General features: G+C 57.3%; 20 protein-coding genes. 11 read left to right on the plus strand and 9 right to left on the minus strand.

Annotated features, from left to right (window positions below):
* Entirely contained in the window at positions 1-1,149 is a 1,149-nt protein-coding gene (locus tag GOW60_RS09205; RefSeq protein ID WP_171229058.1) for an efflux RND transporter periplasmic adaptor subunit, read from the minus strand.
* 101 nt (positions 1,150-1,250) lie between these two features.
* Between GOW60_RS09205 and GOW60_RS09210 the strand changes: the two genes are divergently transcribed.
* From GOW60_RS09210 to ureG, 10 genes are all read left to right on the plus strand, one after another.
* The gene (locus GOW60_RS09210) at positions 1,251-1,868 is read left to right on the plus strand and encodes a TetR/AcrR family transcriptional regulator (protein WP_152459089.1); all 618 of its coding nucleotides are present in this window, start codon (positions 1,251-1,253) and stop codon (positions 1,866-1,868) included.
* Positions 1,869-2,275: 407 nt separating this feature from the next.
* The gene (locus GOW60_RS09215; RefSeq protein WP_371813338.1) at positions 2,276-3,013 is read left to right on the plus strand and encodes an urease accessory protein UreD; all 738 of its coding nucleotides are present in this window, start codon (positions 2,276-2,278) and stop codon (positions 3,011-3,013) included.
* Between the two features lies 1 nt (position 3,014).
* Positions 3,015-3,317, plus strand: coding sequence for an urease subunit gamma (locus GOW60_RS09220; protein WP_152459090.1), 303 nt, complete (start codon positions 3,015-3,017; stop codon positions 3,315-3,317).
* An 18-nt stretch (positions 3,318-3,335) separates the two neighbouring features.
* Positions 3,336-3,497 carry a hypothetical protein gene (locus tag GOW60_RS09225; protein WP_171229059.1) on the plus strand — a complete coding sequence of 54 codons (162 nt, stop codon included), beginning with the start codon at positions 3,336-3,338 and terminating at the stop codon, positions 3,495-3,497.
* A complete protein-coding gene (locus tag GOW60_RS09230; protein WP_171229060.1) occupies positions 3,494-3,826 on the plus strand; it encodes an urease subunit beta in 333 nt (110 codons plus the stop codon). The genes GOW60_RS09225 and GOW60_RS09230 overlap by 4 nt, the downstream gene beginning before the upstream one ends.
* On the plus strand, positions 3,801-5,561 hold the full coding sequence (gene ureC / locus GOW60_RS09235) for an urease subunit alpha (RefSeq protein WP_171229061.1): 1,761 nt from the start codon (positions 3,801-3,803) through the stop codon (positions 5,559-5,561). Before GOW60_RS09230 ends, ureC begins: the two co-directional genes overlap by 26 nt.
* 121 nt (positions 5,562-5,682) lie before the next feature.
* Positions 5,683-5,907: a DUF1127 domain-containing protein gene (locus GOW60_RS09240; protein ID WP_171118922.1), complete on the plus strand. Its 225-nt coding sequence runs from the start codon at positions 5,683-5,685 to the stop codon at positions 5,905-5,907.
* Positions 5,908-5,935: 28 nt separating this feature from the next.
* Positions 5,936-6,388, plus strand: coding sequence for an urease accessory protein UreE (gene ureE / locus GOW60_RS09245; RefSeq protein ID WP_171229062.1), 453 nt, complete (start codon positions 5,936-5,938; stop codon positions 6,386-6,388).
* On the plus strand, positions 6,372-7,025 hold the full coding sequence (locus GOW60_RS09250) for an urease accessory protein UreF (protein ID WP_171206792.1): 654 nt from the start codon (positions 6,372-6,374) through the stop codon (positions 7,023-7,025). The genes ureE and GOW60_RS09250 overlap by 17 nt, the downstream gene beginning before the upstream one ends.
* Complete coding sequence (gene ureG / locus GOW60_RS09255; protein ID WP_152459096.1) at positions 7,022-7,651, plus strand: urease accessory protein UreG; 630 nt, start codon at positions 7,022-7,024, stop codon at positions 7,649-7,651. The genes GOW60_RS09250 and ureG overlap by 4 nt, the downstream gene beginning before the upstream one ends.
* 284 nt (positions 7,652-7,935) lie before the next feature.
* Here the strand turns inward: ureG and tcuB are convergent, their stop codons facing one another.
* From tcuB to GOW60_RS09270, 3 genes are read right to left on the minus strand one after another with little or no spacing between them, the layout of a single operon-like run.
* Positions 7,936-9,039, minus strand: a complete 1,104-nt coding sequence (tcuB, locus tag GOW60_RS09260) for a tricarballylate utilization 4Fe-4S protein TcuB (protein WP_371813339.1) — start codon at positions 9,037-9,039, stop codon at positions 7,936-7,938.
* Positions 9,005-10,399: an FAD-dependent tricarballylate dehydrogenase TcuA gene (gene tcuA, locus GOW60_RS09265; RefSeq protein WP_171229063.1), complete on the minus strand. Its 1,395-nt coding sequence runs from the start codon at positions 10,397-10,399 to the stop codon at positions 9,005-9,007. The genes tcuB and tcuA overlap by 35 nt, the downstream gene beginning before the upstream one ends.
* A gap of 11 nt (positions 10,400-10,410) precedes the next feature.
* Entirely contained in the window at positions 10,411-11,091 is a 681-nt protein-coding gene (locus GOW60_RS09270) for a GntR family transcriptional regulator (RefSeq protein ID WP_152459099.1), read from the minus strand.
* Between the two features lie 168 nt (positions 11,092-11,259).
* Between GOW60_RS09270 and GOW60_RS09275 the strand changes: the two genes are divergently transcribed.
* Positions 11,260-12,234, plus strand: coding sequence for an AbrB family transcriptional regulator (locus GOW60_RS09275; RefSeq protein ID WP_254443874.1), 975 nt, complete (start codon positions 11,260-11,262; stop codon positions 12,232-12,234).
* Here the strand turns inward: GOW60_RS09275 and GOW60_RS09280 are convergent.
* From GOW60_RS09280 to GOW60_RS09300, 5 genes are all read right to left on the minus strand, one after another.
* On the minus strand, positions 12,203-13,183 hold the full coding sequence (locus GOW60_RS09280) for a D-2-hydroxyacid dehydrogenase family protein (RefSeq protein WP_171229064.1): 981 nt from the start codon (positions 13,181-13,183) through the stop codon (positions 12,203-12,205). The genes GOW60_RS09275 and GOW60_RS09280 overlap by 32 nt on opposite strands.
* Positions 13,180-13,416 (minus strand): hypothetical protein, encoded by a 237-nt coding sequence (locus GOW60_RS09285; protein ID WP_152459102.1) that lies wholly within the window; start codon positions 13,414-13,416, stop codon positions 13,180-13,182. Before GOW60_RS09285 ends, GOW60_RS09280 begins: the two co-directional genes overlap by 4 nt.
* A 51-nt stretch (positions 13,417-13,467) precedes the next feature.
* Entirely contained in the window at positions 13,468-14,556 is a 1,089-nt protein-coding gene (locus GOW60_RS09290) for a 4-oxalomesaconate tautomerase (RefSeq protein WP_171229065.1), read from the minus strand.
* Positions 14,557-14,635: 79 nt separating this feature from the next.
* Positions 14,636-16,666 (minus strand): tripartite tricarboxylate transporter permease, encoded by a 2,031-nt coding sequence (locus tag GOW60_RS09295; protein WP_171229066.1) that lies wholly within the window; start codon positions 16,664-16,666, stop codon positions 14,636-14,638.
* 76 nt (positions 16,667-16,742) lie between these two features.
* On the minus strand, positions 16,743-17,831 hold the full coding sequence (locus GOW60_RS09300) for a tricarboxylate transporter (RefSeq protein ID WP_171229067.1): 1,089 nt from the start codon (positions 17,829-17,831) through the stop codon (positions 16,743-16,745).
* Positions 17,832-17,864: the final 33 nt, after the last annotated feature.

A 17,864-nucleotide genomic window follows, 5' to 3' on the forward strand; every position in this document is an offset into this window, starting at 1 on the left:
TCAACCCCCATCCGACAGCGACGTGACGCGTTGACCCGGCAGAAACGAGGCCAAAGGTGTCTTGGCCACGCGCCATGGGCCGTTCCCGTCGGGGGCCTGTATCGTGACAGCACCTTCGCTGCGGAACAGGATGTTCGGGCTGAATCTCTGAAGGTGGTCGTTTTCATCCACTATCCAAATGTACCCCGCGCGCGTCAGGGCGCTTTCCGGCAGGGTCACGGTGTCAGCAATTCGCCGTCCGGGAATGTGCACTTTCAGAAAGTCTCCGGCGAGTATGCCGTCACCGGGGTTTGCGACATCCAAAAAGACGCGCACCTGTCGTGTGTCCTGATCCAGAAAACCGCCTCCACGCCGGACGCGTGCCTGACCCAGGTTTTCGCCCGAACGGTGCGTCAGGTCAGCAGCAACGCCAGAGATCGGATGATCGAACAACGCCCAATCCGCTTGGCTGAACCCGGCAACCAGTTCGAATTGCCGGTTGTCCGACAGGTGTATCAGGGGATCGCCCGGGTTGACCGTCTGGCCAAGGCTGGCAAAACGACGGGTGACAAAGCCTGAAAACGGGGCAACAATTTCTGCTTCCTTCAGGTCATTTCTCGCCGCATTCAGGCGTGCCTGCGCCGCTGCAACGGTTTTTTCGGCGACGCGCAATTGCGGCAGGTTCACGGCCAGTTCGTTTGGAGGTTCCACCCCATCCCGTTCGAACTGCCGTTTCGCGACGGTTACGTTGTTGTGCGCGCGCAACAGCGCAAGCTCCGCTCGCTCAAGCTCCATCTCGGCGGCTGCAACGGCGCTTTGATAGGGGGCATTTTCGATTGAAAACAAGGGGTCGCCCCCTTCCACCTGTGTCCCGGCCAAAGCACCGGCATGGACTGCGGTGATGCGCCCGGACACAGCAGATCGCAGCTCGGCATCCCAACGAGGCCGAACTTCGGCAAATGCAGAAACTCGCGCCTGCACGGTTTCCGGAACAACAGTTACGACAGAGACGGTCGGTGGCGGAGGTGAGATGTTTGTTGCCTGAACATCAACCGTATCTTCCGCGTCAAATAACAAGATGACGATCGCCACAAACAGCATCAGCGACAATCCAATCCAGAGCCATCGTCGGGCTGGTCTTCGCTGAGCTTCTGAGGTTTTGTCTGTCATTGTCCTGTTTTTCCTGAGCCGCCTGAACCATTGCGCCTTGTGGTGCACGATTGGATGTCATATACTATGAACGATCGTTCGTTCAATATGAAAAAGCAAAAATGTCTGAAGACACCAAAAAACCAGGGTCAACCCGGGAAAAGGCTACAGCCAAGCGCCGCAACCAGATTTTGGAAGCCGCCGTCATGTGTTTTCTCGAGCGCGGCTATCATCAGACCGGCGTCCGCGATATCGCAGCGCGGGCGGGCGTCAGCCTTGGAAACCTCTACAACCATTTTCGCGGCAAGCATGATGTGCTTGTGGAAATCGCAATGCTCGAACGCCGCGAACTGGAGCCGTTTCTGAAAGTCCTGAATTCAAATGCACCCGCACCCAAAGTGTTGAAAAAGTTCATCCGGGCCTACGCCAACTATCTGGCTGCGCCGGAAAACGTCATCCTCACCTTGGAGATTTCGAGCGAAGCCGTTCGTCAACAGGATATCGCGCGACTGTTCGTCGAAAACCGAGCCAGACTGACGGAGGCGCTTGAAGAAGTAGTGAGACGCGGCGTGGAGGCAGGAGATCTGCGCGCTGTTCCGGATCCTCTACAGGCGTCGCAATTGGTGATAGAGGTTCTGGAAGGAAGCGCGTATCGCAGCGTTCTGTCGGAAACGCCCATGAGCAAAATCGCTGGAAGCATGGAGGATTTCATTCTGAGCTCTCTGCTGGCGCGTCGATGAAGCCTGTGTCACTTGTCTATTCGAGGCTGATGAAAGCCTGCGAACGGGAAGACGCACTGTGGCAATCGTGCGGATAGCTGAGTTCAGCTTTCCGCCCATCCTTCAGGAAAACGAAGCCTCCCCAAGTTACCTTTAACCCAATTTGGGAAATCGGCGAGATGCGCATATTTTTTCATCCAAGCCAATGGTTGCTGTCTAAAATTTAATCACATGATGTGAAATTAAGCAGATTCCGACGCTGCAGGTTAGTGTTCCGATACTTCAACAGAGAAACAGGTGGCAGCAAAACGAAGCGCTGTAGGTGCCCTATTACACAAGTTGCAACCATATTACCCGCGCACAGCGCAGTACCACCGCGCGCAGCAGGCACCGTCAGCTTAAGCACCAAGCAATTGGGCAACAGGACCGTGCTGAACAAGTTTCGCCAATCTGGGTCTTTCAAATGCCTATTCCCCAGAACCACGACACCTGAACTTGATGCGGTTCTGCTAAACTCGGCTGGCGGAGTGACCGGAGGAGATTCATTTCGGTTTTCTTGCAAGGCAGCAAAAGGCACGGCGCTGACCTTGACTACGCAAGCTTGCGAGCGCGCTTACAAGGCCCAGCCCAAAGAATGGGGCCAGGTTACAAATCATTTGACGGTAGAGGCTGGAGCCCGGCTGAACTGGTTGCCGCAAGAGACTATTCTGTACAATGGCAGTGCGTTGGACCGGCGCCTCAGGATCGACCTGTCACCGGATGCCGAAATGCTGATGGTGGAACCGCTTGTTTTTGGACGCGTCGCCATGGGTGAAACGTTGACTGAAATCCGCTTGCGCGATCAGATCGAGATTTGGCGCGAAGGAACGCCGGTGTTTCTCGATGCGATTAGGTTCGCTGGTGATTGGCACACTCACTTGGCTAAGCGGCATATTGCAAACGGCGCAGGGGCGATGGCCCTGATCGTCTTAATGTCGAGTTCCGCCGAAGGTCATCTGGAACCTGTCAGGGAATTGCTACCGGACGCCGCCGGGGCAACTCTGATCCGGAAAGACCTACTGGTCATTCGCATTCTGGCCGGCGACAGCTTTGCACTGCGCCGCACAATGATGCCGGTTCTGCGCCGGCTGAACAAAGACACATTACCCCGATGCTGGATGCTCTGACATGAACCTGACCCCTCGTGAAAAAGACAAACTGCTGGTCGCTATGGCCGCCGAGGTCGCTCGCAAACGGCTGGCGCGTGGCGTCAAGCTGAATCACCCCGAGGCCATTGCGTTGATTACCGATGCCGTGGTCGAAGGCGCGCGCGATGGCCGTTCGGTCGCCGACATGATGCAAGCTGGGGCTGAAGTGATCTCTCGGGAACACTGCATGGAGGGCGTGCCCGAGATGATCCACGAGGTGCAGGTCGAAGCCACTTTCCCGGATGGCACAAAACTTGTGACTGTCCACAACCCCATTCGCTAATTTCCAAAGGAGCCACCCATGATCCGCATGCTGTTTCCCGCTCTCATTCTGGCTGGCCCGGCCACGGCCCATTCGGATACCCATATTCACGCCCATGGCAGCGATTACGCCGCGCTTGCAGCTGGGTTGGCTTTGATCGGGGTCATCGCCATAACCGTGATTTTGAAGCTGCCGAAATGATTCCGGGTGAGATCATTCCTGCCGAAGGCTCACTGACGCTGAACGCGGGACGCAGCAGCCGTCTTGTTATTGTCGCCAATACAGGCGATCGACCCATACAGGTCGGCAGCCACTACCATTTTTCCGAAGCAAACTCGGCCCTGGATTTTGATCGGTATGCAGCTTTGGGTATGCGGCTGGACATCCCGGCGGGTACCGCGGTGCGATTTGAGCCAGGCCAAACTCGCGAAGTTATACTGGTGCCATTTGAAGGGCGCCGGCACATTTACGGTTTCAATATGCATATCATGGGGGCTCTGAAAGATGCCGGGCAAGATCAGTCGGAGTGACTATGCCTCCATGTTCGGCCCCACGGTCGGCGACAAAGTACGATTGGCAGATACCGATCTGATCATCGAGGTAGAAAAAGACCTTATCGTGGAGCGCGCAACAACTGCGCGTTTTAGTGAAACCGGCCACCGCGAAGATGTCTATGGTGAAGAGGTCAAGTTCGGTGGCGGCAAAGTCATTCGAGATGGGATGGGGCAGTCTCAGGCCACGCGTGCCGAAGGTGCCGTGGACACTGTGATCACCAATGCTCTGATCGTGGATCACTCGGGTATCTACAAGGCGGATGTCGGTCTGAAGAACGGGCGCATCGGCAAGATCGGCAAAGCCGGAAATCCAGATACGCAACCCGGAGTAGACATCATCATCGGTCCCGGCACAGAAGCCATCGCGGGCGAAGGTCGCATCCTGACGGCTGGCGGGTTCGACAGCCATATTCACTTCATCTGCCCGCAACAGATCGAGGACGCGCTGCATTCTGGCCTGACGACCATGCTTGGCGGTGGCACCGGCCCGGCACATGGAACTCTGGCGACCACATGTACCCCGGGCCCGTGGCATATTGGCCGGATGTTGCAGGCGGCGGATGCTTTTCCCATGAATCTTGCTTTTGCAGGCAAGGGAAATGCTTCGCTTCCAGCTGCTTTGGAGGAGCAGGTCAAAGCCGGGGCTTGTGCCCTGAAACTGCACGAGGATTGGGGTACGACCCCGGCGGCCATTGATTGCTGCCTTTCGGTCGCTGACGCGATGGACGTTCAGGTGATGATCCACACTGACACGCTCAACGAATCCGGGTTTGTTGAAAACACGGTTGCCGCGATAAAGGGTCGTACTATCCACGCTTTCCACACTGAAGGCGCGGGCGGCGGCCACGCACCAGATATCATCAAAATCTGCGGAGAGGACCATGTCCTGCCCTCCTCTACCAACCCCACGCGGCCTTTTACGGTAAACACGGTCGAGGAACATCTGGACATGCTGATGGTCTGCCATCACCTCGACAAATCCATCCCCGAGGACGTGGCTTTTGCTGAAAGCCGCATCCGGCGTGAGACCATCGCGGCTGAAGATATCCTGCACGACATGGGCGCGTTCAGCATCATTGCGTCCGACAGTCAGGCTATGGGCCGCGTGGGCGAAGTGTTGATCCGGACGTGGCAAACCGCTGACAAAATGAAGAAACAGCGCGGGCGCCTTCCCGAGGAAACAGGCGAAAACGACAACCTGCGCGTCAGACGCTATATCGCCAAATACACGATCAACCCGGCCATTGCCCATGGCCTGAGCCACGAGATTGGCAGTATCGAAGAAGGCAAACGTGCCGATCTCGTTTTATGGAACCCTGCCTTTTTTGGTGTGAAACCCGAGATGGTTTTGCTGGGCGGTACGATTGCCTGTGCCCAGATGGGTGACCCCAACGCCTCGATCCCGACACCGCAACCAGTCTATAGCCGCCCGATGTTCGGGGCCTATGGCCGCTCGGTCGAGCATTCGGCAATCACATTTGTCTCTGAGGCCGCACAGGCCGACAGGATTGGCGATACACTGGGCTTGGCGAAGCAGACCGTCGCTGTCCAAAACACACGAGAGATTGGCAAACAGGATCTTTTGCTCAACAACGCGACGCCGCATGTCGAGGTTGATCCGGAAACCTATGAGGTCCGGGCAGACGGTGAATTGCTGACCTGCCAACCGGCCGAAGTGCTGCCTATGGCACAGCGATACTTTATGTTCTGACTAAAAATTATGCTGCATTGCACCGTACGCAAGGCAGAAATGACCAAACACCCACTTCAACGTGAGGCCGATATGACAGATATTAATGCTCAAGGGAGGACCAACGTTTACGAGGGTCCAAATGGCACACTCAGCAACACAATCACACGCAGGCTTTTCGCTGCCCGGTCTGATCGCGTCCATCGGATCATCAATTTACGGGGCTCTGATCAGTGTGGCCGAAGCTCAATCGCGCGTGCGGCAAGTCGAATTCCTGCAATCGCTCAGCGACGAAGAGTTGAAAAAACGCGGCCTATCACGCGAACGGATCGTGCATCGGGTGTTTTCGGATTCGATCTGGCTCTGACCATTTCTGCTCCAGAGGAGGCGACGGTATGACCGCCCTGCTCTGCACCGCCCGCCGTTACTCGGATCACATGCACGACGACACTGCCGATTGCCTGTCGTTGACCTATGACGATCGGTTTTTGCGTCGAAAGGTTTTAACATGCGAAAGCGGCGAACAGATTCTGGTCGACCTGGCTCAGACAACCTCACTGGATCACGGTGGCGCGCTGATCCTGGACGATGGGCGCGCGGTTGAAATCCAAGCCGCGCCCGAAGCCTTGCTGGAAGTCTCGGCTCCGGATCTGACACGTATCGCATGGCATATCGGCAATCGCCACACGCCCTGCCAGATCGAAAAGGATCGTCTGTTGATCCAGGTCGATCATGTGATCCGAGACATGCTGTTGAAAATCGGGGCCACAGTACGTGAGGTGCACGAACCGTTCACCCCTGAAGGCGGGGCCTACGGCCACGGCAGGACACATGGCCACGCCCACTGAAGCTGATATCCTGACGCTGACCCAGTGGTTGTCTCCGGCATATCCTGTGGGAGGCTTTGCATATTCTCATGGGCTGGAAGCCGCAATTGACGAGGGGGCTGTCGCCAGTTCACAAGACGCCGAAGCCTGGATTTCTGATGTGCTGGAACATGGGTCGGGATGGAATGACGCTCTGTTCGTAGTGTCCGCTTACGACGCGCAGGATAGTGATGAGCTTATCAGCGTTGATACCAAGGCACGGGCGATCTGCGCATCATCGGAAAGAAAAATGGAAACCGAATTGCTGGGGCAGGCATTCGGGACCGTCACAGGAGATGTCTGGGATTTAGACATCCAACTGCTTTCCTATCCAGTGTCGGTGGGCTATGCCGCGCATCTGCAGAGCCTTCCCATACTGTTAACGACAAAGCTGTATCTACAAGCATTTGCAAGCAACTTGGTCGCGTGCGCAACGCGCCTTGTACCGCTGGGGCAAACCGACGCTCAAAAGCTGATCCGTAATTTAACACCGCTATGTGCTCATATCGCTGAACAAGCGCAAATGGCAGGCTTGGACGAATTGAGTTCGACTGCGTTCCTGACGGACATCGCGTCGATGAGACACGAAACACAGTATTCAAGGATATTCCGAACATGAGCAGTATGAACGGCCCTCTTCGCGTCGGCATCGGTGGTCCGGTTGGAGCCGGAAAGACCACCTTGACGGCTGCCCTATCTGAAACCCTGCGCGATGTTTGTTCAGTGGGCGTTATCACCAATGATATTTACACTCAGGAAGACGCCGAGGCGCTGATGCGCTTGCAGGTCTTGCCAAGAGACAGGATCATCGGTGTCGAAACGGGGGGTTGCCCACATACAGCTATCCGTGAGGATGCATCGATAAACCTTGCAGCGGTTGCTGAAATGCGAAACCGGCATCCCGATCTTGACATCGTTCTGATCGAAAGTGGCGGCGACAACCTGTCGGCTACATTCAGTCCAGAACTCGCAGACCTTACAATCTATGTGATCGACGTCGCAGCAGGAGAGGAAATCCCGCGAAAAGGCGGACCGGCAATAACGAAATCCGACATCCTGGTCATAAACAAGACCGATCTGGCGCCGCATGTTGGCGCTTCACTGGAGGTCATGGATAGAGATGCAGCCAGAATGCGCAAAGGGCGGCCCTTTTTGTTCACGTCCCTTCGTCACAAAAAAGGAGTCGGCGCAATTGTCGACCTTTTAGTGAAGAAGGGGGGGTTAATGATTCCAGAAAGGAATTAACGCTCAGAGCAAAGATGCCAATCTGTCGACACCTGTCATCGGCTCTGCCGTTCAGAGGCACCTAATCCATAGATTTTTCGTCATTCTATTTTCGATTGGCGCACAGATTTTACCACGCGCGACTCCAAGCTTTTCCATCAATTCCGCACCTTTCGTGGCGGTATCTTTCAGTGCCGCTGAGAAATATTCACGCGAACCCTTTGGGACGTTGACTGCCACCCGCGACACAGCGTCCTTCGATTTTAAATGCGTTTTCCTTTGCCTCACTCAGGAAATGCGGGCTGCTAGCGGACCACCGACACATCTCTTTTTCGTTGCGCATCCCTGACAAGGGCAGCAACCCGATAGAAACCGTGCGCCATTTTTGTGTAAGGCGTAAGAAGGAAGAACGCGAGAACCGACCCCAGATGGACGGCAAGCAGCGCAGGCATTACTGCGGATAAACCGAAAGCGTAAAGAACAAGCCCGCTCAACGCTACAAACCCAAGCAGTAATATAAATCCGATTTCTCCGCCCCAAGCTGAAACATCGCCGAGATTGCGGTCTGACTTCTGTTTCAGCCGGACCATCATGTAGCAGCCAACAGTGAGCAAAACGCCCCCTGTGACTCCAAACAGCTTCGGCAATGACCAAAACCCGTAAGGTGCGTGCAGATCGAACCCGTAATGCATGATCGTCGCCACCGAAGTCGAAGCAAAACACAGCAGAAACCCGTACATGATCGCATGATGCACGTGGCGGCGGGCCTGGCTAAAACGGTCTTCGTCCTCGAAATTGCAACCCTCCCCGTGGCCAGCAGCCAGGTCCTGCATTTTGGCCGTTCGACTTAGCGCGGCTTTCAAGTCGCCCGGTTGGATCGGCTGGCCTCCAACTGCGTGCCAATAGCGCCGCAAGCTGATGCCAATGCTGAACAACGGCAGAAGGAATGCCGGAGCAAAAATCAACACCATCGCATTGTGAGAGAGGACAGAGTAGAAGCCTTCGCCTCCGGTCGAGCCGATCGCGCGAATGGCCCAAAAAATAAGCGCGAAGCCGACGACCAGAGCCAGGGCGATCGCTCCACCATGGCTATGGAAGCAGCGCGCCACTGGTTGCGGCCAGGCGAAGCTTTCCCAACTGTCGCGCCGGACCTCGGCCAGAGCCTTCGGCAGGTTGAGGTCGAACTCATGCGGCGCCGTATATTGGCAAGCATAGTAACATCCTCTGCAGTTATGGCAGAGATTGGCCAATTGCGTGATATCGCCGTCCGAGAATGCGCGTTCAGCGTGAAGCGACGGAAAGACCGAGCAATAGCCTTCGCAATACCGGCAGGCATTGCAGATCTCAGCCTGACGGCGGGCTTCCTGTATCAGTTCAGTTCGCATAAGAAGCGGCCTCTCGTCCTGCAATGCGTCCGAAGACGGTTCCGATGGTCATGCCGAACCCGGCCAGATAACCCTGCCCCAAAATCGACCCAGCCATGGTTTCGCCTGCCGCCCAGAGGTTCTGGATTTTGCCGTTTGACAATGAACATTGCGCAGATTCATCCACCTTGAGCCCCAGATATGTGAAGGTCACACCGGTGCGCAGCGAGTAGCCATAGTAAGGAGGTTCGGTGATCGGGCGCGCCCAATTGGTTTTGGGTGGCGTCAGGCCGGTAGTTGAAACTCCGTCCAATTCTGTTGGATGAAAGCCACTTATGTCACCGCAGGCGGCATTGAATTCTGCGACGGTCGTGGTCAGTTTATCGGCGGGCAGACCCATCGCTTTGGCCAGTTCCTCGAGCGTGTCCGCCTTTAACGGCGGAAAAACCGACGGCATGAACAGGTTCAGCGATTTGGCATCAATGATCACATAGCCCACCTGATCCGGCTGGGCTGCGACCAGGCGACCCCAGATCGCGTAACGCTTTGGCCAGACGTCCTCGCCCTCGTCATAGAACCGCTCGGCATCTTTGTTGACAACAATTGAGAATGGAACGCAGTCCAGACGGGTGACGATTCCGCCATCGAATTTCGGAGCACGCCCGTCGACGGCAACGGCGTGGCATTGGGTCGGGTCTCCAACGCTCTCAACGCCTTGATCCAGAAGATCGGCCAGCACGACACCCCGGTTATAGGGCGTGCCCCGGATCAGGAAGTTGCGTGCCGCAGGTCCCCACGCACGCGTCAGCCAATCGGTGTCAGCCTGAAAACCGCCGGAAGCGACGATGACTGCTTTGGGTGTTATGCGATGGGATTGGCCTTCGCAGGTGAAGTCTACCCACTCAATCCGGTCTCCGTTCAATTCGAGATGCGTGACGGCGGCTTCGTACAGGACTTCGACGCCCAGCTTCGCTGCTGTCCGGTAATAGGCATTTACCAGCGATTTACCGCCGCCCATAAAGAACGCATTCGTCCGCGCCAGCGATAGCGTCCCCGACAAAGAGGGCTGGAACCGAACTCCGTGCTCCTCCATCCAGGGAAGACATTCCTCAGACGTGCGAATTGCGAGGCGCGCCAGATCTTTGTCGGTTTTGCCCCCGGTAACCTTGAGCAGATCTGACAGGTATTCGTCTTCGCTGTATTCTTCGACCAGCGGGCCCAACGGGCTGGAATGCATACAGCGAAAGTTTCGCGTGTGGCGCGAGTTTCCGCCACGATAGGGTTTTGGCGCCGCTTCGAGGATAAGAACGCGCGCGCCTGCTTCAGCGGCGGTCATCGCAGCGCACAAGGCGGCGTTACCTCCGCCAATCACAGCGATATCGTAGGCTTCCTTTTGGGTGGCCATGTGGTTTCCGCCTATTGAGTTTGGTCCGTTGTTCGGTCGCGCTCCTGCAAGGCGCGAATGCGCATGCGTTGTGCTGCGTGGATATGAGCGCGCATCTCATTTTCAGCCGCCGCGCCATCCCGGGCTTTCAAGGCGGCCATGATAAGGCGGTGTTCGGCTACTGCGGCCTCGGCTCGGTCGCCGTCCAGCAATTGCGACGGGCCCAGGATCAGCAACGCCTTTTGTAAAGACAACATGGATTTAGCCAGAAACCGATTCTTGGCCGCATCCAGAAGCGTCGCATGGAAAATCCGATTGATCCGCGCGGCCTCCGGACCGGTGCCTGCCTCGGCCAGCCGGTCATTCAGCACATCCAGCTCATCCAGTTCGACATCGGACGCCGCCCTTGCCGCCAAACGGGCCGCAGTGCCCTCGAGCACAGCGCGCATCTCATAGAGCTCCATCACTTCGGCGTAATCCAGGCTGCGTACCGTCGCGCCTTGACGGGGGATATGTGTTACCAAGCCATCCGCTTCCAGCTGTCGGATCGCTTCGCGCACAGGCGTGCGGCTAACTCCCAACCTCTCGGACAACTCTATCTCGCGCAGGCGTTCGCCGGGCGGCAGGCTACCTTCGCGAATCTCATCCAGCAGGCGCTGATAGGCGGAATTGCCTTGCGGGCCTGGCTGTAACGGGTCGTCCTGCAGGGTCATCACGCGCTCACTTGTGTTATTGCGTCCATTTGCATACATTTGGATACACACTAAGTCAACCGCACCGGAATCTACATTTTGTCCACCCAGATCAACGCACCCTCCTCAGCGAAAAAACGTGCAGTGACCTTCGCGCTTGCAGTGTTGGGCACCGGAGCATTCTGGTTAATGAATTTGCCCCTGCCCTTCCTGTTCGGCCCAATGAGCGCCTGTCTGATTGCAGCCCTGGCGCATGCGCCGATGGAGGGATTCGGGCAGGTCTCGGTGGCGGCACGCACTATCCTGGGCGTTGCCGTGGGAGCATCGATCACTCCGGCCCTGTTTGCCGAATTGCCGAAAATGGCCGCGTCGATTGCGCTGGTTCCGTTCTTTATCCTGCTGATCGCACTGGTCGGAGTGCCATTCTTCCGCAAGGTTTGGGGCTTCGATACTACAACCGCTTTTTATGCTGCCATGCCGGGCGGGTTGCAGGACATGATCATCTTCGGATCCGAGGCGGGTGCCAATCCGCGCACGTTGTCGCTGATCCACGGCACACGCGTGCTGATCATAGTGACGTTGGCCCCGCTATTTCTGACTGTTTTCTATGGCGCTGAATTGACCAACCCAATCGGTGAACCCGCACACGCCCTGCCGGTTCACGAACTGGCCCTGATGGTGTTGGCCGCCTTTATCGGCTGGAAGGGCGGCGAGCGCATCGGTCTCTTCGGCGCGTCGATCCTGGGACCGATGATCCTGACAGCTGCTTTGTCACTTGGGGACTTCATCCATACCCGCCCCCCGCGCGAGGCCATCCTGGCCGCGCAATTCTTCATCGGTTGCGGAATCGGAGTGAAGTTTGTCGGTGTCACCTGGGTGGAAATGCGCAAGGTCGTGGCAGCGGGTTGCGCCTATGTGGTTGTCCTGGCCGTGTTGGCGGCGGCCTTCACTGCTGTTGTCACCACGTTAGGGCTTGGCAAGCCGGTCGAGGCGTTTCTGGCCTTCGCGCCCGGCGGGCAGGCCGAGATGACAGTTCTGGCCATCGTTTCAGGCGCGGACCTGGGCTTTGTGATCACTCACCATCTGACAAGGATTGTGCTGGTGATCATCGGTGCGCCCATCGCCGCCAATCTTATTCTACGGTGGTCCAAACCTCGGGGTTGATCATGTGGATCGGCGCGCCGTCTGCGTAAGCATTTACCTGATCGAAGATATCGGCAAATTGCAGGTCGAACTCATCCTCGGTCACAAAACCAATATGCGGCGTCGCGAGCAGGTTGGGATGTGCCAGCAAAGGATCGGTCGCGTCAGTCAGTGGCTCGGAATCGAATACATCAATCGCGGCTTTGCCGGGGCGACCGGCGTTGAGCGCTTCAAGCAAAGCGCCCGGAGCAATCAGCCCGGCCCGTGAAGTGTTCACGAAGATCGCCCCGGGCTGCATCTGCGCAAAATCCGATGCGGTAATGATCGCACGCGTGTCCGGTTTCAGGCGCACATGGATCGAAACAACATCACTATCGGCAAAAAACGCCTCGCGGCTCGGCGCGACCCTAGCGCCATCCGCTTGCGCACGCGACCGACCTTCATCGGACGACCACCAAACGACATTCATTCCGAACGCCTCGGCATAACCCGCAACCGCACGCGCGATACGGCCGTAACCATAGAGCCCCAATTGACGACCGCGTAGCGTCTTGCCTACCCCTGCCTGCCAGTGCCCTGCCTTGACCGAGGCCATCTGAGCGGGCAAATCCCGCATCCCAGCCATGATCAGCGCCCAAGTGAGTTCCGCCGCAGCATAAGACGGCGTGCCGCTATGCATATTCGAACACAGTAAAACACCCTGATCTGTACAGGCCGGCACATCAACATGGGGATAGACGCTGCGCTGGCTGATCAGCTGTAAATTCGGCAGCTTTTCCAGCAAGGCGCGAGTGACTTTGGTCCGCTCTCGGAACAGCACCAGCACTTGAGCCTCCTGCAAACGCTTGGCCAAGATGTCAAGATCCTCGACATGATCCGTCCACACCGTCACTTCATGAGCGTTGAGTCTCTCAAAACATGGCAGCCCACGCAGTGTGTCGAACCAATCGTCCAGAATGTGTACTTTCATCGGCTTTCTATACTCTGCCCGGTGGTCAGTTTTCTGGGTGTCGGCACAAAATGCTGCACGTCAAGTGCTGCCAGCGCGTTTCGGACGCGTTCGCTTTGGTCCAACAGATGATTAAATTGCTCGTCGCATCCCGCGATTGGCGTGGGGTATTCGGCCATATCCCGCCGCAAGGCAGCTTGCGCCAACCGGAGCTCCTGACGCGCGATATCGAGGCATTCCGAGTAGTCGTCCATCGTAACCTCTCTCGTTTGTATACAAAGGTATACCAATTTAGAAATGCCCAATCAACTCCCTTTCCACACGGATTGTGGAACGTACACATGGCCGTCTGCCAACTTGCGCGCGGTACGAACCAAGCCTGCTGCGTTTACAGTGAACCCATTCTCAGTGGTGAAATCCACCAATACGTCGATCGTGCCCGAGGCATGTTCCAATATGACTTCAGCCGGGCTTGTCGTCGGGCGATCCAGCAAACCGTCCGCGACCGTGCCGGGCGTCAAAGCGCAGGACGCCATGCACTGCGCACCGGTAACCGCCATGGTCGGGTGGGTCTTCCACGGCATAAAATACCGCACCGCAAGCGTTCCGCCCGCTTTGGCAGGAGCTACAAGGCCGAATTTGGGGGTCACGGATTTGGACACATCTCCCATCCCCATCCGTTCCCCGGCTTCGATCCGAACGGCTTCCATCCGGTCAAAAAAGGCGCGGTTGGCGTCGAGATCCTCGGCGCTTTCATAACCCGTCAGTCCGAAATCGGCGGCGCAGGCAATGGCCATTGGCATGGCGACGTCCATGCAAGTCAGTTCGATCCCCTGTACTGTGTCACGCAGGTTGCCGGTGGGCAGGAAAGCACCGGTTGCTGACCCAACCACCCCCATGAAACTCAGCTGCACCGGTGCAGACTGGCCGGGCACCCCGGCAATACCTGTATCACCCTCATAGGTCAGCCTTCCCCCGGGTGTCTGAATCCGGGCCACTACACGGGCCCCGGTGTTGACCGCCCGGATACGGATTTCGGTTTCATCGCCTTGGGGCTCAAACAACCCCATTTCGATTGCAGCGGGGGCGACACCTGACAGGATGTTGCCGCAAGTTGGTTTGAAGTCGACCAACTTATCCTCGACCGCAACCTGCGCGAAGAAATAGTCGATATCGGCCCAGTCATCCTCGCTGACCGACAGCATCGCGACCTTGGTCGTGACCGCCGCGCCACCGCCGATACCATCAATGTTCAGCGACTGCCCGGCCCCGAGGGCAGCGATCAGCACTTTGGCCGAAGTGTCCAGATCCTCGGGCAGATCCGAGCGGCGGAAATACGGGCCCCGAGAGGTTCCGCCCCGCATGAATACATATGGGATTGCTGTTTGGGTCATCGGGTCCCCCCTGGCCAAGACTGAGTGGTGTTTCTTCTGCCCGGCCCGGTACACAGGCCGAGCGATGTCATCGGGCTGCTCATTTCAATGGCCAGGGCAAGCTGACCATGTCCTGCAACAGTCCAGGTGGGAAATCGCGGTTCAGAGCACCCGCCATCAGGCACATGAAGCCAATACCGCAGGCGGTCAGGATCAGCGCCATCTGCCAGCTGGCCCCCGCCCGAATACGGAAAAACGCGATCAGGAAACCCAGCAATGCAAGGATGAACCCCACCACCCATGTCGCCGCGATGAGACCGGCGAACCACGCCAGCGTGGACCACAAACCATGGGGGGCACTGGCGTCCTCACCCGCAATTTCCTTGTCTGCAAAGATCGCGTCGCCCTCGGGCCGCCGCATCATCTGGATCAGCAGGATCACGCAGCAGAACAAAGAGATGCAGCCGATCACCAGGGGGATGATTTTGTCGGTCATGTTGTAGTCAGGGATCATGTTAGCATTGACCAAAGCCACGATCAGATAGGCCATGATCACCAGTAGAAAGACCAATGGCGCACGCTTTGTACCTGCCTGGACCTCACCCTCGGCCATGATCATCTTGGCTTGCCGGATGCCCAGAATAACCGAGGCAACCGTGACGACGATCAAGACAATGACGATGGGGCTGAAGACATATTCCATCCCTTCGCCAAAGCTCTTTCGGAAACGGAACGATGCAATCTGGAAGGCCTGATTGGTGAACTTTTCAACCGGGTTCGACAGAACAAAGCCGATCAGGAAAGCCGGGCGCGACCAGTCGAACCGTCGCAGGAAGATGCCGATCAAACCAATCACAAACAAGGCCAGCAGGTCTTCGAAGTTCTGACCGGATTGGAAGGCTGCAAAGCTGATCAACATGAACAGGAACGGCGCCAGATAGGTAAAGCGGATCGTGGTCAGCTTGGCGATCCCGCCCGAGGCCGCGATGCACAGGATGGTGCCCACCACGTTGGCCAGCGCCAGCAGCCAGACGATCGAATAGGTGATGTCGAGATTGTCCTGAAGCATGCTCGGACCGACTTCGATATCCCCCGACCCCAGCAACGCAACCGCACCAATGAAGATTGCCATCGAGCCCGAGCCTGGAATTCCGAACAGAAGCGTCGGCACCAGACCGCCGCCTTCCTTAGCGTTGTTCGAGCTTTCCGGGCCGATGACCCCGCGCACTTCGCCTTTGCCGAAATTACTTTTGTCCTTGGTGGTTTGAACCGAATGACCATAAGCGATCCAGTCAACGACCGAACCGCCGAGGCCCGGAATGACGCCGACGACGACCCCGATGATCGAACAGCGGACCGACAGCCAGATATTCGCAAACCAGTCTTTGACGCCGTCCAGCCATCCAGCACCTATCGAGGCGCCTTTCGCAATCGACCGATCCTGCCGCAGCAGCGAGACGATTTCGGGCACCGCAAAAATACCCAAACCGACAATGACAAGTTTCAAGCCATCGGTAAGATAGGGAATGTCATAGGTCGCCATCCGAAGCGATCCACCGGCATCGGCCTCGCCAATTGTGCCGACCATCAGGCCTAATCCAGCGGCGGCGACGCCTTTCAGTGGGATACGTCCTGCCAAAATGGCGACCATCGACAGGCCGAGAATAGTGATCATCAACATCTCGGGCAGTCCAAAGGCCAGAACGATTGGGCGCGCGATCAGAATGAACATGGTCAGAAAGGTCGCGCCGACCAGCCCTCCGAACAGGGACGAGGAAAAGGCCGCCGACAGCGCACGCGCGGCCTCGCCCTTTTTGGCCATGGGGAAGCCATCCAGCACTGTGGCCTGCGATGCCGAACTGCCGGGGATGCCCATAAGGACCGATGCGAAAGTGTCAGAGGTCGGAACCACCGCCACCATCCCGATCATCAGGGCCAGACCCAGGATCGGGTCCATGCCGAACATGAAAGGGAGCAAGAGCGACAGGCCGGCAATGCCTCCAAGCCCCGGGAAAACACCCACGGCCAGCCCCATAACGACGCCGAGCACGAGATAGCCCAGAACGATGGGTTGCAGGATCAGACCCCACGCATCACCAAGCGCAGGTAGAGCGGTGGCGAAAACCTCCATAGCGGCCGCCTTTCATAAATTGTCTTGTATGTAGAAAAGCGCGCGCCCTTCGGTGGGCGCGCGACGACGTGTCGGCTTAGTTCAGCTCGACACCATAGGCTTCCTTCAGCCAGTTCAGGACATATTGCTTGGCATTGTCATCCACATTGGTCGCGGTTTGCAGCGCAGCTTTTGAGCCGTCGCCGACGAACACCGGATACTTGCCTACGCGTTTGGACGAAATGTCTGCAAAGTCACCACGCTCTGTTACAGCTTGGAACGCCGCGGTGTAGGCATCGACGACCTCTGGTGGCGTGTCACCGGGCAGGAAGGCCAGTTTCTGAACTGGGAAGCCCGCCACGAAGAAGGCTTTCCATGCGTCCCATGCTTCACCGCTGGTTTCACAGCCATCGGTGGCCTCGCAGACCTCTTTGAAAGTCGGGATATCCGGGAAAGTCGGATCGCGCACGATGTTGCCGTCTGCATCCAAGGCACCCCATGTCATCATCGGCACGGCCTGACCAGCCTCGACCAGCGGCGCCGAACCGCCCAGATAGCCCGAGGAGGTTTGATAATCGATGTTGGCCTCTCCACGTTCGAACATCAGGCGTCCGTCTCCACGGCCTTTGATGCCAAAGACAGGCTCAACGTTCATGCCTAGCATCTGCCATGCAAGCAACGGCACAAGGTCCAGACGGGTTGCGCCTTGAGAGCCATAGATGAAATTGGTGTCTTTCAGTGCATTTGCCGATCCATCAAACTTGGCACCATCTTCTGCGTTCAGATAGGCGACGCCACCGGTTCCCGATGCCATGACCGGAATCCAGTCGTTATATTCATAACGCACGCGCGGATCGTTCAGCAGATACGGGAATTGAGTTGAACCCGAGGTACCGAACAGCAGCGTACCGTCATCATGGCTTTGCTCCTGAAACCAGTTCGCACCCTTAGTCGAACCCGCGCCCGGCATAAATTTCACCACCACGGTCGGTTGACCCGGCAGCGCCTCGGACAGAAGCGGCGCAAAGAAGTTGGCCCATTTGGCAGACCCGCCGGTTTCCGAAAACGGGATGACCCATTCGATGGTCTTGCCCGAGAAATCGACCTCGGCTGCGGCGGGTGTTGCGATACAGGCGGCGGCGATCAGCCCCACGACGGCGCGACGGGTGAAGTTGGAAATGGCCATTGGTTCCTCCCTGTTGACCAGACAACCACGTCG

This window comes from Ruegeria sp. HKCCA4008 (assembly GCF_013033125.1).
Lineage (GTDB): Bacteria > Pseudomonadota > Alphaproteobacteria > Rhodobacterales > Rhodobacteraceae > Ruegeria.